The organism is Bradyrhizobium sp. 61 (assembly GCF_023073075.1).
Taxonomy (GTDB): domain Bacteria; phylum Pseudomonadota; class Alphaproteobacteria; order Rhizobiales; family Xanthobacteraceae; genus Bradyrhizobium; species Bradyrhizobium barranii.
The window spans coordinates 141588-165789 of record NZ_JADPIU010000064.1; the positions used below are offsets into that span (position 1 = coordinate 141588).

The 24202-nt window shown below is 64.7% G+C and carries 18 protein-coding genes; 15 read left to right on the forward strand and 3 right to left on the reverse strand.

Annotation, left to right across the window (positions count from 1 at the left end):
* Positions 1-101 precede the first annotated feature (101 nt).
* Positions 102-1943, reverse strand: coding sequence for a type I secretion system permease/ATPase (locus tag IVB46_RS22515; RefSeq protein ID WP_247308897.1), 1842 nt, complete (start codon positions 1941-1943; stop codon positions 102-104).
* 207 nt (positions 1944-2150) lie between these two features.
* Complete coding sequence (locus tag IVB46_RS22520; protein ID WP_175618100.1) at positions 2151-3521, reverse strand: calcium-binding protein; 1371 nt, start codon at positions 3519-3521, stop codon at positions 2151-2153.
* A 1031-nt stretch (positions 3522-4552) separates the two neighbouring features.
* Here IVB46_RS22520 and IVB46_RS22525 point away from each other — a divergent pair.
* Positions 4553-5104 (forward strand): hypothetical protein, encoded by a 552-nt coding sequence (locus tag IVB46_RS22525; RefSeq protein ID WP_063984337.1) that lies wholly within the window; start codon positions 4553-4555, stop codon positions 5102-5104.
* Between the two features lie 205 nt (positions 5105-5309).
* Here IVB46_RS22525 and IVB46_RS22530 read toward each other — a convergent pair whose 3' ends face one another.
* Entirely contained in the window at positions 5310-7583 is a 2274-nt protein-coding gene (locus tag IVB46_RS22530; RefSeq protein WP_247343567.1) for an MHYT domain-containing protein, read from the reverse strand.
* A 452-nt stretch (positions 7584-8035) separates the two neighbouring features.
* Here IVB46_RS22530 and IVB46_RS22535 point away from each other — a divergent pair, with 452 nt between their 5' ends.
* From IVB46_RS22535 to IVB46_RS22600, 14 genes are all read left to right on the forward strand, one after another.
* Entirely contained in the window at positions 8036-9286 is a 1251-nt protein-coding gene (locus IVB46_RS22535; RefSeq protein ID WP_071915369.1) for an ABC transporter substrate-binding protein, read from the forward strand.
* Positions 9287-9422: 136 nt separating this feature from the next.
* Positions 9423-10250 carry an AraC family transcriptional regulator gene (locus tag IVB46_RS22540; RefSeq protein WP_071915370.1) on the forward strand — a complete coding sequence of 276 codons (828 nt, stop codon included), beginning with the start codon at positions 9423-9425 and terminating at the stop codon, positions 10248-10250.
* A 239-nt stretch (positions 10251-10489) separates the two neighbouring features.
* A complete protein-coding gene (locus tag IVB46_RS22545; RefSeq protein WP_247308893.1) occupies positions 10490-11500 on the forward strand; it encodes a branched-chain amino acid ABC transporter permease in 1011 nt (336 codons plus the stop codon).
* Between the two features lies 1 nt (position 11501).
* The gene (locus tag IVB46_RS22550; RefSeq protein WP_247343509.1) at positions 11502-12611 is read left to right on the forward strand and encodes a branched-chain amino acid ABC transporter permease; all 1110 of its coding nucleotides are present in this window, start codon (positions 11502-11504) and stop codon (positions 12609-12611) included.
* The gene (locus IVB46_RS22555) at positions 12604-13386 is read left to right on the forward strand and encodes an ABC transporter ATP-binding protein (RefSeq protein WP_028147232.1); all 783 of its coding nucleotides are present in this window, start codon (positions 12604-12606) and stop codon (positions 13384-13386) included. The genes IVB46_RS22550 and IVB46_RS22555 overlap by 8 nt, the downstream gene beginning before the upstream one ends.
* Entirely contained in the window at positions 13379-15595 is a 2217-nt protein-coding gene (locus IVB46_RS22560) for an ABC transporter permease (protein WP_247308891.1), read from the forward strand. The genes IVB46_RS22555 and IVB46_RS22560 overlap by 8 nt, the downstream gene beginning before the upstream one ends.
* A gap of 3 nt (positions 15596-15598) precedes the next feature.
* A complete protein-coding gene (locus tag IVB46_RS22565; RefSeq protein WP_063984343.1) occupies positions 15599-16432 on the forward strand; it encodes a phosphoenolpyruvate hydrolase family protein in 834 nt (277 codons plus the stop codon).
* Positions 16433-16457: 25 nt separating this feature from the next.
* The gene (locus IVB46_RS22570) at positions 16458-19370 is read left to right on the forward strand and encodes a flotillin domain-containing protein (RefSeq protein WP_247308889.1); all 2913 of its coding nucleotides are present in this window, start codon (positions 16458-16460) and stop codon (positions 19368-19370) included.
* Between the two features lie 9 nt (positions 19371-19379).
* Positions 19380-19817 carry an SRPBCC family protein gene (locus IVB46_RS22575; protein WP_014496426.1) on the forward strand — a complete coding sequence of 146 codons (438 nt, stop codon included), beginning with the start codon at positions 19380-19382 and terminating at the stop codon, positions 19815-19817.
* Between the two features lie 5 nt (positions 19818-19822).
* Entirely contained in the window at positions 19823-20266 is a 444-nt protein-coding gene (locus tag IVB46_RS22580; RefSeq protein ID WP_247308888.1) for an SRPBCC family protein, read from the forward strand.
* 2 nt (positions 20267-20268) lie between these two features.
* Positions 20269-21087: an FAD binding domain-containing protein gene (locus tag IVB46_RS22585; RefSeq protein ID WP_247308886.1), complete on the forward strand. Its 819-nt coding sequence runs from the start codon at positions 20269-20271 to the stop codon at positions 21085-21087.
* 6 nt (positions 21088-21093) lie between these two features.
* Positions 21094-21570: a (2Fe-2S)-binding protein gene (locus tag IVB46_RS22590; protein ID WP_247308884.1), complete on the forward strand. Its 477-nt coding sequence runs from the start codon at positions 21094-21096 to the stop codon at positions 21568-21570.
* Positions 21571-21581: 11 nt separating this feature from the next.
* Positions 21582-23174, forward strand: a complete 1593-nt coding sequence (locus IVB46_RS22595) for a molybdopterin cofactor-binding domain-containing protein (RefSeq protein ID WP_247308881.1) — start codon at positions 21582-21584, stop codon at positions 23172-23174.
* On the forward strand, positions 23174-24196 hold the full coding sequence (locus IVB46_RS22600; protein WP_014496431.1) for a molybdopterin cofactor-binding domain-containing protein: 1023 nt from the start codon (positions 23174-23176) through the stop codon (positions 24194-24196). Before IVB46_RS22595 ends, IVB46_RS22600 begins: the two co-directional genes overlap by 1 nt.
* Positions 24197-24202: the final 6 nt, after the last annotated feature.

A 24202-nucleotide genomic window follows, 5' to 3' on the forward strand; every position in this document is an offset into this window, starting at 1 on the left:
TAGCGGCTCCTGCGCCACTTTATCTGCTTTGTTGAACTGCTTCAAAAGCTCCGCCAGTTCGTCGTGAAGAGCGTCCGGTCCCCGCCGCAATAGATTATCCATTATTGCCTCGTCGCGTGCGCCTGACGCACTTGATTTGAAAGCTGTGCCGGACGGTGAGCGCCATCGGCACGATGGTTGCCGTCAGCGTGGTGTTGACGATCGGCGCGATGATGTTCGGCGGGCTCGCGCACGTCACGCCGCATCGGCGCAACCGTTTTGCCGAGCAGCGCAGGCAACATCTCCTCGCGCGTGCCGATTTGCCCGAGCCGTCCCTCGTGCATGAACACGATCTTGTCGACCGCGGCGAGCAGGTTCGGGCGGTGATTGATGATGACGATCGTCACCTTGCTCTGCCTCAGTCGCTGGATCGCATCGGCGAGCGCGCGATCGCCGTCGCCATCGAGATTTGCGTTCGGCTCGTCGAGCACCACCAGCACCGGCTTGCCGAACAGTGCGCGCGCGAGCCCGATGCGCTGCCGCTGACCGCCCGAAAGACCTGCGCCGTTATCCCCGATCACGGTGTCATAGCCCTTGGGAAGACGCTGGATCATCATGTGCGCCGACGCCAGCTGCGCTGCCTCGACGACCGCCTCGTCGGAGGCGTCGTCGCGGAAACGTGCAATGTTGTCACGCACGGTACCGGCGAACAGTTCGACGTCCTGCGGAAGGTAGCCGAGGTTCTGTCCAAGGAAATTGGGATCGAAATGCCTGACGTCGTTGCCGTCGATGCGCACGCAGCCGTGCACCAGCGGCCAGGCGCCGACCAGGGCCCGCGCCAACGACGATTTTCCGGAGCCGGACTGGCCGACCACGGCGACGACTTCGCCAGGAGCCAGCCGGAACGAGACGTCGGCGATGGCCGGCAGTTGCGATCCGGGGACGAGTACCGTCGCCGCCTCGACGGAGATTTCGCCGACCAGGGCCGGCAGCCGTGTCGGCTGTCGCTCAGTCGCGCGGTTCGCAAGCGCGCGATCCAGCCGGGCATATGATGTGCGCGCGGCAACCAGCGCCTTCCATTGCGACACTGCCGCCTCGACGGGCGCGAGCGCGCGCCCCATGATCAGCGAAGCGGCGAACAGAACGCCACCCGAAATCTCTTGCTGGATCGCGAGATAAGCGCCCACTCCCATGATGGCCACTTGAATTGCCATGCGCAGGAATTTGGAGATGGCGAGCAAGGTCCCGCCCCGTTCTCCGGCCGTCGCGCTTTCCAGCAACGCCTGACCATGAGTTACAGCCCAGGCGGCGCGGATCGCGGGTCCCATTCCAAGCGCGCGGATCGCTTCTGCGTTGCGCAGCGAGGACGTCAACCGGTCCAGTGCGTGAAGGTTCTTCGATGCGGCTGCATTCAACGGCGCCTTCGTGACACGCTCGTTGAGGAAGGCGAGCGTCAGGATGATGATCGCGCCGATCAGGGCGACCAGGCCGATCAGCGGATGAAGCAGGAAACACATCGCGAGGAAGATCGGCGTCCACGGCACGTCCATCAGCGACGTGATGACGCCGCCCGACAGCACCTCACGCAAGGTGTCGACATCGCGCAGCAGCTGAACATGATGCGAGCTGCTCGTGCTCAGCGCCTGTCCGAGCGCGGTCTCGAACGTCTCGCCCGAGACGAACCGATCGAAGCGCAATCCAGTCTGCACGAGAACCCGGCTGCGAAAATGCTCGAGCGTCGCGTAGCTGATGAAGAGAACGAGCGCGATGAGCGAGAGCAGCAGCAGCGTCATCCCGTTTCGGCTCGTGAGCACCCGATCGTAGATCTGCATGGTGTAGATCGGCGACACGAACACCAGCAGATTGATGAAGATGGATAGTCCACCCGCCGCGAGCAGGCCGGGACGTATCCGACGGAAGACATCCGCGAGCGCAGACTGTTTTGCCGAAGCGTGCATGTGCATATCCGGGCCGCCCTTCGCCGGGCGGCGGTAAACGGTTGAAAAATTGCATGCGATCGAGCGTCAAGACGCCCGCATTTCAACATTCCGCCGTGCGCGGAATGGTACCCCGCCTCTCGACCGCCCCGGTGATCGCGAGGAACTCCCCAGAGTGGACATGCGCGCAGCGCACCGCGCGCATGTCCTTGTCGATGTAGACGACCTACGAGCTTACGAGTGCCACCCGTGATGATCGTTGTTGTGGTGAGACATCCAATCAGCCAGATGCGCTACGAACGAGCCTGTGTCCGGCGTATCCGTCTGCCCAGAATCGGCATCCGCAGTCGTGTTCGACGTCGCAGTGTGACCCCGCCACCAGGAATGATCTCCGGATGCGGACGACGTGCTGGCATTATTGAGCCACTGCGAGAAATCGAGCCCACCACCGTTGTGGTTGTGCCCGCCACCGCCGTTGCCCGCCTGCCAGGACGAACCGCCCGACCAGCCGCCGCCGTGGTGATGACCACCCCAGCCGCCAGTATCGGTCGAACCGCCGGTCGACGGATCCGTCGTTCCGTCCGAGCCCGACACGGGAGGGGTGCCTCCGGTGCTACCGCCAGCATCGGCAACCGGCGGCGTGGAGCCGTCCGTGCCGGTGCTACCGCCACCGTCCGCAACCGGCGGCGTGTTGCCGCCCGTGCCGGTGCTACCGCCAGCGTTGTCAACCGGCGGCGTGCTGCCGTCCGTGCCGGTGCTACCGCCAGCGTCCACCGGCGGCGGCGTGTCGGTCACCGGATCGGTAACGGGATCGGTAACAGGCGGAGCGGTCGCGCCCCCCGTGCCATGGCTCGTATTGTGCGCAAGGAACACCTGCTGCAGTGCCGGCAAATTCTCGAGCGCAGTGTCGCCATTCTGCGATCCCCACGCGTAAGCATAGTCAAAGGCCGGATTGGGAACGAGGTCCGCCCAATGATCGATCATTGCCTGCTCTTGCGCGGCAGTCGGCACAGCGACCTTGCTGCCGGTTTCGGTGGACCAGCCGCCGCCGCCGAACGCCTGATAAACCGGAACGATGGAGTCGAGCGGGATTCCGGCTTGCTCAGCGGCAGAGACGTACTTGTCGATCGTGCTGAGGTCGACGTTCGGACGGTCCGTCCACACCGGATACCAATCGAGACCGAAGTAGTCGATGTGGGTGTTCGCCTGGTTGTAGCTGTTCATGTAGTTCGGATCGTCCGATGATCCAGTGTTCATCAGGACGGTGAACGTCTTGGCCCCGGGATCGTGCTGATGAATCCAGTCGGATTCAGCCTTCAGATCCGCGGGGTCGGCTTGCGGTCCCCACTGACCGGTCAGATCAGGCTCATCCACAAGGTAGAAGCCGAACACTTTCGGATTGTTGAGGAACGGCGTCACCTGGTCGATAAAGTCCTGAGTCACGCCGTGGTACTGATCGAGCCAGACCAGACCCTGCACACCGTCGGGCAGTGCATTCACCTGGTCGACATACTGGACATCTGCGAGATTAAAGCCAGCTTCAGCTGGTGCGAAGTTACCTTGCGAGTCCAGACCCCCGCCCGCAGCGTAGTGTAATGTTGCCAATGATATTCCCCTGTCAGTGTTGAAAGCCCCCAGTGACCTGTAGGTCTGAGCGCCCGACAACCGATCGTGCGTCCCACCGAGGTGAACGTATGTTTACGTTTGAGGCAGGAATCTCCGTTCCATTGGGCGTAACCAAGGGATTATTGTGCTGAAAGTTTGCACAACAACGCGCCAACGCTGATCGCCGGATCTGCGGGAAAACTTGTTTTGAAAGACGATTCAACGATATGCGGCCAATCGAGGCCGAGAAGATCAATGTTGAATCTGGCACAACGCCCACGAAATTGTTCAATGCCGGTAGCAGGCAGCAAACCGGATTGATGTCCGTGGATTACCTCCGATGACGGATGTTCTCATCGAAGCGTTTCCGTTGTTCAGTAAAGGGCGTGGCGCAAATAGAGAGAAAATCCAAGCGGATCAGCGCTCCTGCGAGCCGGTATTTTAGCACCGAAGGCGAGCTCGTTTGCGGGGGCAGTTGCGAACCGCGGAAGTATCAGGCGCTGGGTTGCCTTGCCGCTCTTTAGCACCGTGGCTGGAGAGCTCTTTTTGATAGCGCGCGCGAATCGAATTTGTCCCAGCCGTTCGCTGTGCCGCGCGCTTGCGAATTTTCGAGTAGAATCAGCTCATTTGCTGCCGAGGACGTCATGTCAGGATCGGCCCAAACGAACCTCAAGTTTCCGCCGGGTTCACGAATTCAGGTAAAGCCGGCAGCCGGTCCTCGCTTATCTGGAAAGACCGGGACCGTGGTTGGGGCCGGATACTATCCGAAGAGCCTCCGCGTCATTCTGGACGGATCGAAGGGACCAATTACTCTTCACGTGGACTACGTGACCATGATCGACACGTGAAGCGGGCGCAGCGTTCACGGCCCCACTTGCGGCAGAAGGCGCTCTTCAACGACACGTTTTGAGTTACTCCAGAAGTATAGCCGGCCCCTGATCCAGCATTGGGCCGCTCTTTTGACCCATTTCAGCCAATCTTTGTTAGTTGCTCGTTGCTCGGGGCAGGAACCATCAATCCCGGAGCCTGCGATGTTCAAGCAAGTTATTTCTGCGTGCTGCCTCGTTGTGATCACCTCGCTCAATTCCGATGCACGCCCCTATCGCATGCAGCACGCCTCTGAATGCAACGTCACCATGCCATGCGACTTCTCGAACTACGCGCAAATCCCGAACCAGCGAAGAGAAGTGCGAGACTCATTGCAGATACACCGAACCAAGCAACTCTCCGTCGTCGCCAATACAAATATTGCGGCGTCTGATAGTCCCGTCAGCACTCGGATCGTTGGCGGCCGCCCCGCGGGCTGCCCCTCCTCATTCTGCGGTTGTGCCGCAGCCCTGCGCCTGTTTGGTCGCATCGTTCCGGAATTGAATCTCGCGGCAAACTGGCTGAGATTTCCGCGTACGTCGCCGGCACCAGGAATGGTCGCGGCAAGACGCGGGCACGTTTTCGTCCTCGAGCAGCACATCGGGGGCGACGTCTGGATGGCGTACGACGGCAACTCAGGTGGACGCGCAACGAGAATACACGCGCGTTCTTTGAGGGGGTACACGGTTGTGAATCCGCGCGCGACGCTGACTTGAATTTAACCCTTTATCGAATCGGCAACACGGTTGCCAAGCACCGGCATTCTTTCACCGGGACAGCGGCAATCTCTCGTCGCTGAGGCGCCGTTATTCTCTCCGGTCGAAACACGATCTAATGGCTCAACGCAATCATATTGGTTGGTCGGGGAGCTGGAGGCAAATGTGCTGGCGGCACCGATCGGCGGCCGTCAGCCCGACACCGTCAGGCGACGACAGAAGATCTCGCGCGCTCCCGCTCTCGCATCGCTCCCTGGATAGCCTTCTCAAGGGCAGCCTGATCGAACGGCTTCGACAGGCGGTGCAGATTGGAACGCGCGTCAATGGGAAGCTCCGCATACCCGGTGCTCAGGAGGATGACCATACCGGGACGCTCCACGACCACGGCTTCAGCAAGCTGCAGGCCGGTCATGACCGGCATCGCATAGTCGGTGACGACGAGTTCGATGGTCTGCGTGCGGCGGAGGAGATCCAATGCCTCTTCGCCCGAGCGTGCCTCGACCACCGCATGCCCGAGATCCTCCAGCATTGCCGCCGTATTCTCCAGCACGAGAGGGTCGTCGTCGACCAGAAGCACGGAAAGCCGGCGGTCGGCCCGAAGCATGGGTGCCGGGGACTCCGCGCGCGGCGCTGGCACCGCGGCCTCCTCCTCGGCTACCGGCAGCCAGATCTCGGCCGTCGTGCCCACTCCAAGGCGGCTCTTCAGGACGAGCCTGCCGCCGGACTGCTCGGCGAGGCCGTGAACCATCGATAGTCCGAGCCCGGTGCCTTTGCCGATACCCTTCGTCGTAAAGAACGGCTCCTGAGCGTGCTTCAGCGTTTCCTCGTCCATGCCGCAGCCCGTGTCGCTCACCGAGAACGCCACGTAGCGGGGAGCGCCAGCTTCGTGCTGCTCGTCTCTGGCGGAGATGGTTATCAGGCCACCGGCCGGCATCGCATCACGCGCGTTTACGGCGAGATTGAGGATGGCCAGTTCGAGCTGGTTGGCGTCAATCTTTACGTTTGGCAGGTCCAGCGGAAAGAGTGTGTCGATACGGACGCCTGCCTCGAATTTCAGCAGTGACGCCATGCCCCGCACCAGTGCGGCGATATCGACGACAGCCGGCTTGAGATCCTGTTTGCGAGCGAAGGCGAGCAAGCGCTGGGTTAGCAGTGCGCCCCGCTGCGCGCCTTGCATCGCGTTGTCCACGAGACGCTGTATCTTCGGATCGTCTGTTTGCAGGCGTTTTTTCAGAAGCTCGAGGCTGCCGAGAACGGCGGCGAGCAGGTTGTTGAAATCGTGGGCGACGCCGCCGGTAAGTTGACCGATGGTCTCCATTTTCTGCGACAGCGTCAGCGCTTCGCGTGCCCGATCCAGCGCTTCCTGTGCCCGCCTTCTCTCGCTGATGTCGCGCACGATCTTGGCAAACCCAGTGATCAAGCCGCTTTCGTTCCGTACCGCGACCAGGGTTGCCTCTGCCCAGAAACGGCTGCCATCCCGGCGCACGCGCCAGGCTTCCACTGCTGACTTGCCGTACCGCTCCGCCTCAAGGAGAGCACGTGCTGGCGCCCCGGACGCGCGGTCTTCGTCGGTATGAAGGATCGCGTAGCTGGTCCCTACGATGTCGTCGCCGTAACCCATCAGCCGGCGCGCCCCGAGATTCCAGTTTCCGACGGACCCATTCGGCTCGATCATGAACATGGCGTGATCGGCGATGCCCTCCACCAGGAGCCGAAAGCGTTCTTCACTTCGCCTCAGCGCGCTGGCCTCGCGTTGGGCGCGCTCCGCCGAGGCCCGATCGTAGACGGCAGCGGCAATCCCAATGCTCAGGATCAGGATGGTGGCGCCGGCGAGCAGAAATGCCAGCGGCGCCCGACCCACGAAATGTCCAGCGTGTCCCGCCATGGTGTTCGCAGGCTCGAACGAGGCACCTTCCATAGCCGCGTAATGCATGCCGGAGATCGCGAGACCCATGACAAGTCCTGCGAACAGTCGCTGCGTCGCATTCGTCTTGCGAAAGGCAAGCCAGAGCGCCACGACCGAAGCGCACATCGCGATCACGACCGAGAGCACGACCCACCGAGGATCGTACGCGACGGATGCCGCCATTCTCATCGCGCCCATGCCCGTATAGTGCATGCCGGATATGCCAAGCCCCATCGCCAGGCCGGACACCAGGAGCGCCTGCGGGCGTCTTCCGACCACGGCAAAGGCCGCGGCCGCGACAACAATGGGGACGACAAGCGATAGAAAGGTGAGGAATGGATCGTAGGAGATCTCGACCCCGGGCAGCCTGAAGGCCAGCATGCCGACGAAATGCATGGACCAAATGCCGCCGCCCATGGCGGTGGCCGCGGCAGCAAGCCAAGCCGGACGAGCCCGCCCGGACGCGGCACGCATCCGGGTCGCGAGGTCGAGCGCTGTGTAGGAGGCGAGCGCGGCGATCAGGATCGACAGCGCCACAAGAACGGGATCGTGAGAGGCCGTATGGTGATTCATTTCCACCAGATGGTAATGGAAATCCGGGGCAAATTCACCCTAGGTTGAATAGCGGCGCCGGGATCGAGGCCCGGCCGGCCGCGATCCGTGGCACCCTGTCGGCAAATTCAAGCTGGATCCAGCCGTCGGGGGGCTGTTTCCACCCTACCTTCCCTTGGGGATTTTGAACCGGACCAGGCCTGTGCTGGATCAGGCTCCGTGCACGGATCAACCGGAGGGGATCGTGCCGCTCACGCACCGCCCTGCAAATTGGGCAAGCCGGCCGCCTATTGCACCGCGAAGCCAATTGCGCCGCAACATTCAAAATGAGACTGCCCGTCAAGCCGCACGATGCGCCCATACGTGCACTGCATCCGACTTCGGTTAGCCTTCGTTCAACAGCCGGGCGCCTTTCGGGAGCCACGGCGCCGCGCCAATTCAGCGAAAAATTTGGCCATAGAGGGAGGAATGAAATGTTGAAATGCAGTGTGGGACTGATCGCGCTAAGCACCCTTTTCCTTTCAGGCGCGGCAATCGCCCAGGAAAAGATCAAGGTCGGCGTCACGGCAACGCTGGAAGGCACCTACACGGTGCTAGGCGAGGACGGCATGCGCGGCCACCAGACGGCGCTCAATGTGCTTGGCAAGAAGGTCGGCGACAAAGAGCTTGAATTCATCGTTGCTTCGACCGACGCGACGCCGGATTCCGCGGTGCGCGCTGTACGCAAGCTGATCGAGCAGGACAAGGTGCAGATCCTGCTGTCGCCGCTCTCCGGTGACGAGGGCATTGCGGTCAAGAACTTCGCCAAGACCCATCCCGAGTTGACCTTCATCAATGCGGCATCCGGCGCGCAAGAAACCACCTATGTCGATCCCGCCCCGAACTTCTTCCGCTACAACATGGACGGCGCGCAGTGGCAGGTCGGCCTCGGCAAATACGCCTATGAGGACAAGAAGTATCGCAAGATCGCGACCGTCGGCGAAGACTATTCCTTCATCTATACCCAGGTATTCGGCCTCGTGCTCGAATTCTGCGGCGCCGGCGGCCAGGTCACGAACCGGCAATGGGTGCCGCTCGGCACCAAGGATTTTGCCTCCGTCATCGCGGCGCTGCCCGACGATGTCGATGCAATCTATCTCGGCCTCGGCGGTGCGGATGCCGTCAACTTCCTGAACCAATACCAGCAGGCCGGCGGCAAGGCGCATCTGATGGGCGGCTCCATCATGATCGACCAGACCATCCTGTCCTCGAAGGGCAACGCCAAGAATGCGCTGGTCGGCACCATCGCGGCGAGCGGCCAGGCCGACACCTGGGAGGATCCAGGCTGGCAGAAGTTCGTGAAGGCATATCAGGACGCGTTTCCGCCCAACAAGCGCTTCCCGAGCCCGTCGCTTCTTGCGACCAACTATTACGGCTCGACCATGGCGCTGATCCTCGCGCTGCGCGAGGTCAATGGCGATCTTTCCAACAACCAGGCCAAGTACAAGGAGGCGCTGGCCAAGATCGAGATCGACGCACCGAACGGCAAGATCAAGCTTGACGCCAACCGCCAGGCGATCGGCACCAACTTCGTCACCGAGGTCGTCGATGACGGCAAGGGTGCGCTGTTCAGTAAAGTCGTGAAGGTGATCCCGAACGTGAACCAGACGCTCGGCTACGATCCGGCGGTGTTCGCCAAGATCGGACTGCCGAGCCGTACGGTCCCGGAATGTAAGAAGTACTGACGCATTTACCGGTCCTCGTTTCGCATGCTCTCCGGCAACCGGGAGCGATTTGCAGGCGCGATATCTTGCGCTCTTGCAATCTCGCCCCGGTTGTTGAACGCTGACTGAAAAGACAAGAACATTCAGGAGGGAAGGCATGAGCCGGGCGCTTGCCGTCTTTCACGGCCGGTTCGGTCGGGCGACGGTCTATCAGTTGAACCGCCCCTTCAACGTGCACGCACATCGCGAAGGTCATCTGATCTTCCATGTTGGCGGCCAGTCCGCATGCATCGACGTCTGTAACGGGCACTACGACCTTACGGAAAGCTCCATCGTTGCGGTCAATCCTTGGGAGCCTCACAATTTCCTGCCGTCAGATCTCGACGGTGGCGCGATCTTCTTCGTGCTCTACGTCAATCCGGAGTGGTTCGCCCCCGATGCGCCCGGCGCCGACCGCCTGCGTTTCGGCCGCACCCAGTTCAAGCGCACGGTCGCACTCGACAAGCACATCAGACGAACCGCAGCGCTTGTGTGCGGCGCACCGTCGCTCTCCAGCCTCGATGCCGAGCTGCGGCGGCTGATCGACATCTGCTACGACGAAAGCTGGCAGCAGGCCGAGATCGCGCGCGACGCGCGCACGGCCGGCGCCGTCACCGACTTCCGCGTGCGCAAATGCATCAAGCTGATGTCGGAAAGTCCGGGCGCCGAAATGGAGCTCGACACGATCGCGCGCGAATCCGGCCTATCGCGACCGCATTTCTACCGGCTATTCCGCACCCAGACCGGCGTCACGCCGCATCTCTACCTCAACACCCTGATCATGGAACAGGCGCTGGAAGCCCTTGTCGCCGGCGAAGCACCGATCGCCGACATCGGCTTCGACCTCGGCTTCTCCTCGCAAAGCGGCTTCACACGCTTCTTCACCGCCAATGTCGGGATGGCGCCGACCGATTACCGCCGCGCCGCCAAGGTTTTGCGGGCCTGACCGCGCGCGAAAAGATACTGACGATCAAACGCTCCCCTTGTGCCCTCGCTAAGATGGTCGGAACGCGATCCCGAAAAGAGGATCGCAAGTCCGGGAGGACGCACGTCCATGGCGAGGTACGCAGCCTACGCAAGGCTGTTCGACCAGCGTTCAAAACATGAGGCAGGGCGAGGTCGAAGCGGCCTGATCGCGCCCTCTTCCCGTTTGCGGGGGCGCGAGGCGGGGATGAGGCAGTTGACATGACGCGCTTCGTCGAACGTCATCCGGCCTGGGCCCTGATCGTGATCGTCGCGATCGCGCTCGCACTGTGGCTGACCTTGGCGGTGTGGCCGCCCGGACTTGAAGAGGCGATCGGCCGCAAGCGGGTCTTCCTGAACGCCGTGTTCAACGGCATCACGCTCGGCGGCCTCTACTTCCTTGTCGCCAGCGGTTTCACCCTGATCTTCGGCCTGATGCGCAACGTCAACCTCGCGCACGGCTCGCTGTATTTGTTCGGCGGCTATGTCGGCTACGCCATCAGCGCCTCGACCGGCTCCTGGCTCCTCAGCTTCATCGTCGCCTTCATCCTGACGGCGCTGGTCGGCGTCCTGCTTCAGCTCATCGTCTTCCGCCGCATGGAGGGCCAGGACTTGCGGCAGACCATGGTGACGATCGGTCTCTCGATCGTTTTCGCCGATCTCATGCTGTGGGCTTGCGGCGGCGACTTCTATCAGATCCAGACACCGAACTGGCTGATCGGCCCGATCGAGCTGCCGCTGGTCACTGCGGTGAAATCCTCGGGCGAACCGGTCTATCTCCGCTATCCCCTGGTCCGGCTGGTGATCTTCGCCGCGTCCGTCGTGATCGGCCTGGCGATGTGGCTCGGGCTCAACCGCACACGCATCGGCATGATCATCCGCGCCGGTGTCGACGATCGCGACATCCTGGCCGCGACCGGAGTGCGGATCCAGCTCGTCTTCGTGCTGGTCTTTGCGCTCGGTGCCGGGCTTGCCGGCATCGCCGGCGTCGTCGGCGGCACCTTCCAGTCTCTCTCGCCCGGCGAAGACATTCGCTTCCTGCTTGCCTCGCTCGTCGTCGTCATCGTCGGCGGCATGGGCTCGATCCCCGGTGCCGCGCTCGGCGCGCTCATCATCGGCCTCGCCGAACAGCTTGGTTCGGTCTACATCCCGACCTACGCCATCGTCGTGACCTTCCTGATCATGGTGCTGGTACTGGCAGTCCGGCCGCAAGGCCTGTTGGCGAGGCGCTGAGATGTCGCTCGCCCACGACGCCCGCGTCACCGTTCGTCCTGCCGCAGCGGCGCAGCGCCCCACGTTGCGCGGATGGCCGGAGATCAACAATCCTGCAGCCTGGATCGTCGCGGCCATTCTCCTGATCATGCCGCTGATCGCCAACGGCTTCTTCCTGATCGAGATCTTTGCGACCACGCTGATCCTCGGCATCATGGCGCTGAGCCTGATGTTCCTCGCCGGCTACGGCGGCATGGTCAGCCTGATGCAGCTCACCATCGCAGGCTTCTCCGCCTATATGGTCGCGGTGTTCGGCGTCAGCGGCAACGCCAATATCAGCCTGGGCTGGCCATGGTGGCTCGCGGTCCCGATGGCGCTCGCACTCGCGACCCTGTTCGGCACGCTTGGCGGCGCGCTGGCGGTGCGCACCGAGGGCATCTACACCATCATGATCACGCTCGCGATCGGCGCGGCGTTCTATTACTTCACCAATCAGAACTGGGCGATCTTCAACGGCCATACCGGCATCAACACCGTCGCCACGCCGCATTTCTGGGGCGTCAACTGGCGCGCCGACATTCCCTTCTATTATATCGTGCTCGCGGTTGCCGCGCTGTGCTACTTCGCCGTTGAATACATCTCCCGCGCACCATTCGGCCTGGCACTGCAAGGTGTGCGCGACAATCCCCGCCGCATGGCGGCGCTCGGCTTCAACGTCAATGCGCACCGCGTCGCCGCCTACGCCTTCGCGTCCTTTGTCGCGGCGCTGGCCGGCGTTCTCCAGGTCTGGAACTACCGGCAGATCTCGCCGGGATCCGTGAGCGTCGGCGCCTGCATCGACATCCTCATCATCGCCGTGGTCGGCGGCATCACGCGTCCCATCGGTCCGTTCATCGGCGCACTGATCTTCTTGCTGCTACGCACCTTCGCGCTCGACTTCCTGGTCAAGCTCGGGCTCGACGGCAACCGCTTCCGGCTGCTGATCGGCCTCGGTTTCCTCGCCATCGTCTTCTGGTCCTCGGACGGCGTGATCGGGCTCTGGCAGAGCTGGCGACAGCGCCAGCGATCCGGCGCGGCCCGTTCAAGCGAACGTCACGGCCGAGGATCTGGTCAAGGATCCGGTCATGGATAGCGTCGCGCAACGCCTCTCAGCCGTCGGCGCCGGCGCGGCGCTGGAGCTTCGCGGCGTGACGCGCCTGTTCGGCGCGCTGGCTGCGCTCACCGACGTCACCATTACCGTGCGCCCCGGCGAGCGGCGCGCCGTGCTCGGCTCGAACGGTGCCGGAAAAACCACCCTGTTCAACTGCATCACCGGCGATTTCCCGCCCTCCTCCGGCACCATCCGTTTCTTCGGCGAGGACGTCACCCACTTCCCGCCCTACGAGCGCATCCGCCGCGGCCTGCGCCGGACCTACCAGATCTCAGCGCTCTTTCCTGGTCTCACCGTCCAGGACAACGTCTACCTCGCCTGCCGCGGCGTCTCGCGCGGGCGCTTCTCGTTCCTCCGCCCCGGACAGAACGACGCGCTGATGAGCGCGGCCGATAATCTCGTGCAGGCCGTCCATCTCACAGGCGTGAAGGACCAGCGCGTCGCCGAGCTTGCGCATGGCCAGCAGCGCCAGCTCGAGATCGCACTGGCACTCGCCGGCGCGCCGCGCTTCGTGTTGTTCGACGAGCCGGCCGCGGGCCTATCTCCGACCGAGCGTGCCGAGCTGGTCGAGATCCTGACCTCGCTGCCGGCGCATATCGGCTACATCATCATCGAGCACGACATGGACGTAGCGCTACGCGTCGTCGAGAGCGTCACGATGATGCACAACGGGCGCATCTTCAAGGAAGGCCTGCCGCAGGAGATCGAGTCCGATCCCGAGGTGCAGGAGCTTTACCTCGGAGGCGGCCATGAATGAGGTCCGCCGCTCGGCCGCCGCCGCCCTCGAAGTCCGCGGCCTCGACGTCTACTACGGGCATTCGCATGCGCTGCAGGGCGTGGACCTGACGCTCGAAGCCGGCGTATTCTCGGTGGTCGGTCGCAACGGCATGGGCAAGACCACGCTGTGCAAGGCGATCATGGGGCTGGTGCCGGTCAGCGGCGGCTCGATCCGCTTCCGCGGCGACGACGTCACCCGGCGGCCGCCCGCCCACATAGCCCGGCTCGGCGTCGGCTACGTGCCGCAGGGCCGGCGGCTGTGGCGCTCGCTCAGCGTCGACGAGCATCTGCAACTTGCCGCGGGCCTGCGGCGCGGGGCGTGGACGGTCGAGCGCATCTACGAGACCTTTCCGCGATTGGCCGAGCGCAAGGATCATGGCGGCGGCCAGCTCTCCGGCGGCGAGCAGCAGATGCTGGCGATCTCCCGCGCGCTGCTCACCAATCCGCAGCTCCTGATCATGGACGAGCCGACCGAGGGGCTTGCGCCCGTCATCGTCGCCCAGGTCGAGGAGATGCTGGTACGGCTTGGCGAGGACGGCGACATGTCCGTGCTCGTGATCGAGCAGAACATCGGTGTGGCCACGGCCGTGTCGCGCAACGTCGCGATCATGGTCAACGGCCGCATCAACCGCATCATCGATTCCGCGCGCCTTGCCGCGGACCGGGAGTTGCAGCAGCGCCTGCTCGGCGTCGGCCTCCACGCCGAGCTCGAGCCCGCCGTCGACATGCCGGCGGCAGGCACCGGGGCGAAGGCCGCACCGCAGCCGTCCCGTCCAGGCGGCCCGATCCGTATCTACATCTCCAACCCAACACCGCCCACCCGATGGTCACAGCCGGTCCCGATCGCCCGCATCGAGGCCGCCGCCCGCACGCTCTCGACACAGGTGGCGCGTCTCGACGAGACCGCCCGGCGCCGGCGCGAGCCGGTCGCGGCGCAAACGCAGGGACCCCCGGTCGTGCTCGTCGTCGGCACGCTCGACACCAAGGGCACGGAGCTTCGCTTCATCCGCGACATCATCGCCGGGAGCGGCCTGCGCACGCGACTGGTCGATGTCTCCACCAGCGGCAGGCAAGCAACCAGCGACGTGTCCGCCCAGGAGATTGCCTTGAACCATGGGCGCGGCGGATCGGCTGTGTTCGGACCCGACCGCGGCGCCGCCGTCACCGCGATGGCCGAGGCCTTCGCCAGCTGGCTGCGACGCCAGAGCAATATTGCCGGCGTGATTTCGGCGGGCGGCTCGGGCGCAGCGTCACTGGTCGCGCCGGGGATGCGGACCCTCCCCGTCGGGGTGCCCAAGCTGATCATCTCCTCCGTCGCCTCCGGCGACGTCGGACCCTATGTCGGCCCCGCCGACATCACCATGATGCATTCGGTCACCGACGTGCAGGGCCTCAACTCGATCTCGCGTGCCGTGCTCGCCAATGGCGCCCATGCGCTGGCCGGCATGGTCAGGGCGCGCCTCGATCAGCACGCGCGGAAGGATCACGGCGATGGCGGATTGCCGTCGGTCGGCATCACCATGTTCGGCGTCACCACGCCGGCGGTGCAGAAGATCGCGGCCGACCTGCGCGAGGATTTCGAGTGCCTCGTCTTCCACGCCACCGGCGTCGGCGGCCGCTCAATGGAGAAGCTCGTCGATTCCGGGCAGATCGCCGGCGTCATCGATCTCACCACCACGGAAATCTGCGATCTCCTGATGGGTGGCGTGTTCCCGGCAACCGACGACCGCTTCGGCGCCATCACCCGCAGCCGCCTGCCTTACGTCGGCTCGGTAGGCGCGCTCGACATGGTCAATTTCGGCGCCCCGGACACCATTCCGGAGCGCTACCGCGGCCGCAAATTCCACGTCCACAACCCCCAGGTCACCCTGATGCGGACCACGGCGGAGGAAAACGAACGCATGGGCCGCTGGATCGCCGATCGGCTCAACCAGATGGACGGCCCGGTGCGCTTCTTCCTGCCCGAGGGCGGCGTCTCCGCGCTCGACGCACGAGGACAGCCATTCTGGGATCCCGATGCCGATGCGGCGCTGTTCCGCGCGCTGGAGCGGAACGTGCGGCAGACCGCCAACCGTCAGCTCATCCGCGTCCCCAAGAACATCAACGATCCCGAGTTCGCCTCCACCATTGTCAGCGCGTTCCGGACCTTGTTCGGCCGCACCGGGGCGCGCCGGAGACTAGCGAGGTGACCGATGGCCCGGTTTGAACGCGCAGAACTGTTGAAACGCTTCCGCGACATGGCAAAGCGCGGCGAGCCCATCATCGGCGGCGGCGCCGGCACCGGCCTGTCGGCCAAGTGCGAGGAAGCCGGTGGCGTCGATCTCATCGTCATCTACAATTCCGGCCGCTATCGCATGGCCGGCCGCGGCTCGCTCGCAGGATTGATGGCTTATGGCGACGCCAACGCCATCGTGCTGGAGATGGCCGGCGAAGTGCTGCCCGTCGTGACCAAAACGCCAGTGCTCGCTGGCGTCAATGGCACGGATCCGTTCCGCGACATGGACGTTTTCCTGGACCAGTTGAAGGCGCTCGGTTTCGCCGGCGTGCAGAACTTTCCGACCGTCGGCCTGATCGACGGCGTGTTCCGCGCCAATCTCGAAGAGACCGGCATGTCCTACGCGCTCGAGATCGACATGATCGCCAAGGCGCGCGAGAAGGACCTGCTGACGACGCCCTACGTCTTTACCGAGAAGGAAGCCGCCGCGATGGCGATCGCGGGCGCGGATATCATCGTCTGTCACCTCGGCCTGACGACCGGGGGCACCATCGGCGCGCAGACCGCGCCCAAACTCAAGGATTGCCCGGCGCGTATCGACACCTGGGCCTCCGCCGCGCTCAGTGTCAATCCGGACATTCTGGTGCTCGCCCACGGCGGACCGATCGCCGATCCGGACGACGCCGATTTCATCATGAAGAACACCCGCTACTGCCACGGCTTTTACGGCGCCTCATCGATGGAGCGGCTGCCGGTCGAGCGGGCGCTGACGGATCAGGTACGCAAATTCAAGGCGATCGGCGCGCGATAACGCCGGAAGGTCGAGGGAGGGAAATATGTCAGGGACTCTGGTCGGTGAATTGATCCTCTGGCTGATCGTCGCCATCGTGGTGATCGTGGTCGGCGTCTACATCGTGAACTGGCTCTACCATCGCTCGTCCAAGGAGACCTCATTCGTCCGGACCGGCCTGCTCGGCGAGCGCGTCGTGATCAACGGCGGCGCGTTCGTGCTGCCCTTCATCCACGACTACACGCCGGTCAACATGAACGTGCAGCCGATGGGCATCGTGCGCTCCCGGCAGGACGCCGTGATCACCCGGGACCGCATGCGCGTCGACATCGAGGCCGACTTCTATGTCCGCGTTCAGGCGACCCGCGAAGCCGTGTCCATCGCCGCCGCGACGCTCGGCCGCCGCACCATGGAGCCCGAGAAGCTCCACGCCCTCCTCGCCGGCAAATTCATCTCCGCGATCCGTTCGATTGCCTCGGAGATGACCCTGGAGCAGATGCACGAGCAGCGCGGCGAGTATGTCGCCCGCGTCAAGGCGAACGCGGCTGAGGCCCTCGCTCAGAACGGACTCGAGCTGGAATCCGTCGCGATCACCGATCTCGACCAGACCGATCTCGAATTCTTCAACCCTTCGAACCGCTTCGACGCCGAAGGTCTGACACGCCTGATGGAGGACATCGAAGCCAAGCGCAAGCTGCGCAACGACATCGAGCAGGATTCGATGATCAAGATCCGCTCCCGTAATCTTGAGGCCGAGCGACAGGCCCTCGAGATCGAGCGTGAAAGCGAGACGGCGCGCCTCGAGCAGGAGCGTGACATCGAGATGCGCCGCGCCCTGCAACGCACCGAGGTCGCGCGTGAGCGGGCCCTGCGCGAGACCGAGGCCGAGCAGGCGCAGATTTCCGCGCGGGAGACCATCGAGAAGGCACGCATCGCCAACGACCAGGCGATCGCGGAAGCCCGTATCGCCTCGGAGCGCGAGACCCGCCAGCGGGAGATCGAGCGCACCCGCACCATCGAGGAGAAGGAACTGCTCGCCCGCGAGGAGGTCGAGAAGACCCGGATCGCCAACCAGCGCTCGATCGACACCAGCCGCATCGCCTCCGAGCGCGAGGTGCGCCAGCATGAAATCGAGCGGATGCGCACTATCGAGGAGGCCGAGATCGCCGCCCGCGAGGCGATCGAGAAGGCGCGTATCCAGCAGGACCGGGTGGTGACCGACGCCCGTATTGCCAATGAAGAAGAGACACGGCGCCGTGAGATCGAGCGGACCCGCGCCGTCGACGAAGCCGAGATCGCCGCCCGCGAAGCGACCGAAAAGGCCCGCATCGCCCAGACCCTGATTGTCAATGTCGAGCGCATCGCGTCAGACGAGCGCACCCGCGCGCTTGAGATCCAGCAGGTGCGCACGATCCAGGAAGCCGAGATCGAGGCCCAGCGCGCGGTCGAGGCCGCGCGCATCGCCCGCGAGCGGACGCTTGCCGCCGAGCGCATCGCCGCCGAGCAGAACACGCGGCAACTGGAGATCGAGCGCAACCAGGCCCTCGATGTCGCCGGCATCAGCGCGCGCGAAGCCACCGAAGCCTCCCGCATCGCTCAGGAGGAGCGAGTTCGTTCTCTCGAGATCGCCCGCAACCGCGCCGTCGAGGAAGCCGACATCGCCTCGCGGGAAGCGATCGAGGCGGCGCGCATCGCGCAGGAGAAGGCCATCGCGGCCGAGCGGATCCAGGCCGACAGGGAGACCAAGGCGCTGGAGATCGAGCGGACCGCCGCAGTCGAGGCGGCTGACCTCAAGCGGCGCGACGTGATCGAGCGCCAGCGCATCGGCGTCGATCTCGCGCTGGAGTCCGAGCGGATCAATTCGTCCAAGAAGCGCGAAGTGCTCAATATCGAGCAGAAGAAGGCAATCGAGATCGCGGACGAGGACCGCGTCATCGCGCTCTCCACCAAGCGCTCGGAACGCATCGACGCCGACCGCCAGGTCAAGCAGGCCGAGATCGTCGCACGCAAGGACGTCGAGACCACTGACGTCTCGCGCGAGCAGGCGCTGGAGGCGGCGCGGATCGAACGGCGCCGCTCGATCGAGCAGCTCGAGGTCGCCCGCGTCCAGTCGCTCCAGGAAGCCGAGATTGCCGCGCGCGAGGAGGTCGAGCGCGCCCGCATTGCCTCCGATCGCGGCCTGGATGAAGCCCGCATCGGCCGTGAGCGCGAGCTGCGGAAGCTCGAAGTCAATCGCGAGAAGGAGGTCGAGACCGTTCTGATGGAGAAGGCGATCGCGATCCACCTGAAGTCGCTGGAAGAATCCGCCGCCCGGGCCTCGGCCGAGGAAGCGCGGATACATGCGACGGAGGCCACCGAGCGCGTCATCACCGCACGTGAAAATGAGATCGCCAGGCGTCGCAAGAGCGTGGAAATCGTGATCGCCGAGAAGAAGGCCGAGGAGACCCGAATTGGAGCCGAAGCCGAGCGCGTGCGCGCGGCCGTCGAGGCCGAGGCGCAGCGGCTGCTCAACGAGGCCGAGAACGTGCTGACCGACCAGGCTCGCTACTCGCTGTTCCGCAGAAAGCTGCTCGACCGCATCGAAGGCATCGTGCGCGAGAGCGTCAAGCCGATGGAGAAGATCGAGGGCATCCGCATCCTCCAGGTCGACGGCCTCAACGGCAACGGCCATGGCGGCAATGGCGGCCGCAGCGCCACCGACGAGGTGATCGATTCGGCGCTACGCTACCGCGTGCAGGCGCCGCTCATCGATTCGCTTCTGGCGGATATCGGCGTCGAGGGCGGCAGCCTCGCCAAGATGCCGGGCCTGATCCGCGAGGCCCGCGACATGCAGGGCATCAAGGAGTCCGCCCGCAAGGGCGGCGGTGGAGGCGGAGGCGGCGATAAGCCGGCTGCAGCTCCCTCGCCTTCCACCGAGGGCGAGCCGCCCGCGGAGCGCAGCCCCCGGAAGAAGAGCTGAGGTCGCATCATGGCCCGCGTCTATGTCTCAACCGTCGTCAATGCGCGCAACGATCGCGTCTGGGCGCGGGTGCGCGACTTCAACGGCATGCCGAACTGGCATCCCGCGATCGCGGAAAGCCGGATCGAGGGCGGCGAGCCCTCGGACAAGATCGGCTGTGTCAGGGATTTTCGCCTGCGCAACGGCGACCGCATCCGCGAGAAGCTGCTCGGCCTTTCCGACTACGACATGTTCTGCACCTATTCGATCCTGGAATCCCCCATGGGCGTCGAGAATTACGTCGCGACGTTGCGGCTGACGCCGGTCACCGACGGCGACCAGACCTTCATGGAGTGGACCGCCGAGTTCGACTGCGCACCCGAACGGGAAGCGGAGCTCGTCGGCAATATCGGCGGCGGCGTGTTCCAGGGCGGCTTCGACGCCCTCAAGCGCCAGTTCGGAGGGTGAACTCCGTGCCGCACATCGTCAAGAGCACGATCCTGGATACACCCACCGATGCGGTGTGGGACGTGCTGCGCGATTTCAACGGACACGATCGCTGGCATCCGGCGGTCGCGACCTCCACGATCGAGCGCGCGCACTCCCCTGACAAGATCGGCTGTGTCAGGCGCTTCAAGCTGCAGGACGGATCGGAGCTGCGCGAGCAATTGCTGGCGCTCTCCGATCTCGAGCAGACCTTCAGCTACTGCCTGCTCGATACGCCGGTGCCGATGTTCAACTACGTGGCGCATGTCCGCCTGCTGCCGGTGACCGACGGCGATCGCACCTTCTGGCACTGGGAGTCGCGCTTCAGCACCAGGCCGGAGGACCGCGATCGCATCGTCCACATGGTCGCGGAAGACATCTATCAAGCCGGCTTCGAGGCGATCCGCCGGCACCTGAAGGAGGCGGCATAGCAATGGCCGTGACAATCAAGACTTTTGCCAGCACCAGCGAAGCGGCCGGCGCGCTGTCGGCAGATCGCGGCGCACGCTATCTCGGCGGCGGCACGCTGGTGATGCGGGCGCTGAACGAGGGTGACGTCTCCGTCTCGACCGTCATCCGCGCCAGCGACCAGGCCCTGACCCGGATTGACGCGTCGGGCCCGCGTGTGACGCTCGGGGCCGGCATCACCTTCGCAAAAATCCTCGCCGAGCGCGACCTCGGCTTCCTGCACGCCCCTGCCCGCTCGATCGGCGGACCTGCGGTGCGCAACATGGGCACGGTCGGGGGCAACCTGTTCGCGCCAAGTCCCTATGGCGACTTCACGGTGGCGCTGCTTGCGCTCGATGCCACCGTCGCCGTGCAGGGCGGCTTTGGCACGCGCGACATCGCCATCGAAGAGTTCTTGCAGTCGCGCGAGCGGCAGGCCGGCACGCTGGTGCTCTCGGTGTCCTGCGCACGGCCGGCGAGCGCGGACGCCTTCCGCTACCACAAGGTCGCCCGTATCAAGCCAAAGGGCGGCTCCGTCATTACGCTCGCAGCCCATCTGCCGATCAGCGGCGGACGGATCGCCGGGGCACGGATCGCGCTGGGCTCGATGGCGCCGACCCAGATTCGGGCACGCGCCGCCGAGCGTGTGCTCGAGGGACGTTCGCTGGATGCCGCGACCATCGGAGCTGCGGCGTCCGCCGTTACCGAGGGCACCTCACCCTTCGACAATGCGCTCGGCAGCGCCTGGTATCGCCGCGAGATCGCCGGCGTCCACCTGCGCCGTCTCCTCTCGGGTCAGGAATAGCTCGTCATGGCCAAGACCGCCCTGCAATTTCGTCATAACGGCCGCGACGTCGCGATCTTCGTCGATGGCGGCACCAATCTGCTGGTCGCTCTGCGCGAACTGATCGGCGATATGACGCCGAAATTCGGCTGCGGCCAGGGCGGCTGTGGCACCTGCAGTGTGCTGATCGACGGCGAGCTGCACCTGTCCTGCCTGACGCTGGCGGAGACCGTCGCCGGCCGATCGGTGGAGACGCTCGACGGCCTCAAGCAGGGCCCGAACCTGCATCCGCTCCAGCGCGCCTTCGCCGACAGTTTTGCCGCCCAATGCGGCTATTGCACGCCGGGCATGCTGATGGCCGCAAAGGCGCTGCTCGATCGCAATCCGCAGCCTAGCCGCGCCGAGGTCGTCGAGGCGATCTCCGGCAACATCTGCCGCTGCACCGGGTACGAACCCATCATCGATGCCATCCTCGCCGCTTCGGGCGGCCGGGCCAGTGCCTAAAGGATCTTGTCATGCTGGAACTGCGCAAGGACATTTTCGCCGACGAGCGCGACGACAATCTCAATGAGATCGGCAAGGGCACGCAGCGGCAGGACATGCTCGGCCATGTCACGGGCACGTCGAGCTATTTCAACGACCACAAGCTTCAGGGCATGCTGCATCTGAAGGTGGTCCGCTCGACGCAGGCGCACGCGCGGTTGCGCCATATCGACACCACGGAAGCCGAACGCTCGTCCGGCGTACGCCGGATCATCCGCGGCGCCGACGTGCCGCGCAATCTCAACACGCTTCTCAGCCTCATCAACTTCGGCAAGGACGACGAGCCTACGCTGGCGGCGGACAAGGTCCGCTACAAGGGCGAGCCGGTCGTCGCCATCGTCGCGGACAGCGAGCGCGAGGCGTTCGAGGCGATCGCAAAGGTGCGGATCGACTACGAGCCGCTGCCGGTCGTGCTCGACGTCGAGGACGCGCTCAAGGCCGGGGCGCCCGTCGTCAACGAGACCTATCCGAAGAACGCCTTCATCTATCACGACGTCCATGATCACCAGAAGCTGCGCTTCGGCGATGCCGACGCTGCGCTCGCGACCGCCGACCACGTGCTCGAACAGCGCTACCAGATGTCTCCGATCGAGCACGCGCCGACCGAAACCAATGGCGCGATCGCCGCGCCCGACACCAACGGGCGCTACGTCGTCTACACCTCGACGCAGGCGCTGTTCTTCTCGGTCGACACCTGCGCCAAGATCCTGGACCTGCCTTCCAACACCTTTCACTTCATCGGCGGCACGGTCGGCGGCGGCTTTGGCGGCAAGGTGGATACGCTGACCGAGCCACTCGCGATCCTGGGCGCGATGCTGACCGGGCGTCCCGTCCGCTACGTGTTCGGGCGCGAGGAGGAGATGCAATACGGCCCGCCCCGCGGGGCCGAGCGCATCTACATCAAGGACGGCGTGATGCGGGATGGCCGTGTCATCGCGCGAAAAATCCGCGCCTATTTCGACAGCGGCGCCTATACGAGGCTGTCCAGCTACGCCGCCGTGAAATGCGCCGCGCATCTGCCCGGGCCCTACACGATCCCCAATGTCTATGGCGACGTCTATTGCGTCTTCACCAACCGGACGCCCGCGACGGCGATGCGCGGTTTCGGCGTCACCGCGATGGATTTTGCGATCGAGTGCCAGATGGACAAGCTGGCAAACCTCGTCGGCATGGACCCGATGGAGTTCCGGATCCTCAATGCCTATCGCGACGGCGACATGAAGGCGCATCGGCGCGAAGCCAAGAACACCGCGCTGATCGAATGCGTCCAGGTCGCCGCCGAGAAGGCGAAATGGCCGATCCGCGAGGAGTTCAAGCGAGCGTCGTCGCGCAAGGACGGCGGCGGCAGCCGCGCCGTGATCCCGCCGACACCCACGGATTCGCGCAGCCGGCCGGCCGCGCCAGTCCAGCAGCGCACCAGCTATGACCGGCTCCCGCCCACCGTCACCCGCGAACCACCGCGTGAGCCGCCGCCCCCTGCGCCGTCGCCACCTCCACCGCGGCCGGCCGCGCCCTCGCATGGCGCGCCCCGCTTCTCCTCCGTGTTCGGCACCAGGAGGCGCTGATGACCCGGCATCGCGGACGCGGCATGGCGTCGATCAACTATCCCATCGGCATGAATCTCGGCGGCGATCCCAGCCAGGCGTTGGTTCATTCCAATCCGAGCGGCAAGTTCACGGTGGCGCTGTCGTCGATCGACCTCGGCCAGGGCATGAAGTCGGTGACGCGGCAGATCTGCGCGGAGACGCTGGGCGTTCCTGTCGAGGACGTCTATGTCGACACCGCGGATTCCGACACCGGTCCGCATTGCATGGGCTCCTTCGCCTCGCGCGGCACCCATCGCGTCGGCAATGCCGTGATGGCCGCGGCGCGCGAGGCACGCGGCGTGATGATGGAGGCGGCCGCCGAGGAGCTCGAGGTCAACGCCGCCGATCTCGAAACCGACGGACGCGGCAACATCCACGTCAAGGGTGCGCCGCATCGCTCGATCTCGACCAAGGACGTCGCCATCGCCGCCCAGTTCAAGCAGGGCAAGACCATCTCCGGCCGCGGCATATTCCTCGTGCCCCTGTCCAACGTCGACCCCGAAACCGGCGAGATGTCGCCGGCGACCTGCTACGCCCATGCCTGTCTCGTGGCGGAGGTCGAGGTCGACGACGAGACTGGTGAAGTCGCGATGGTCCGCATGGACTCCGCCTATGAGCTCGGCCGCGCGCTCAATCCGCGCCTGGTCGAGCAGCAGCTCGTGGGCGGCGCCTGGATGGGCATCAGCCACGCGCTGTACGAGACCACGGAGCCTCACTATCCCGACCCTGTTCACGGCCCCCGCGACTTCGTCGAATATCTGATGCCCGGCCCGGGTGACATTTGCCCGCACGATATCGCCGTGCTGGAGCGCCCCGCGCCAGATGGCCCGTTCGGCGCCAAAGGACCGGGCGAAATGTGCGCCAATCCCGTGCTGCCGGCTGTCGCGAATGCGATTTTCAACGCCGTCGGCGTACGCATCGACGATCTGCCGATTACGCCGGAAAAGGTGCTGCGCGCGATCAAGACCCAGGGCGGCGCGCGGCCACAGGCGCGACGCTGAGACTGG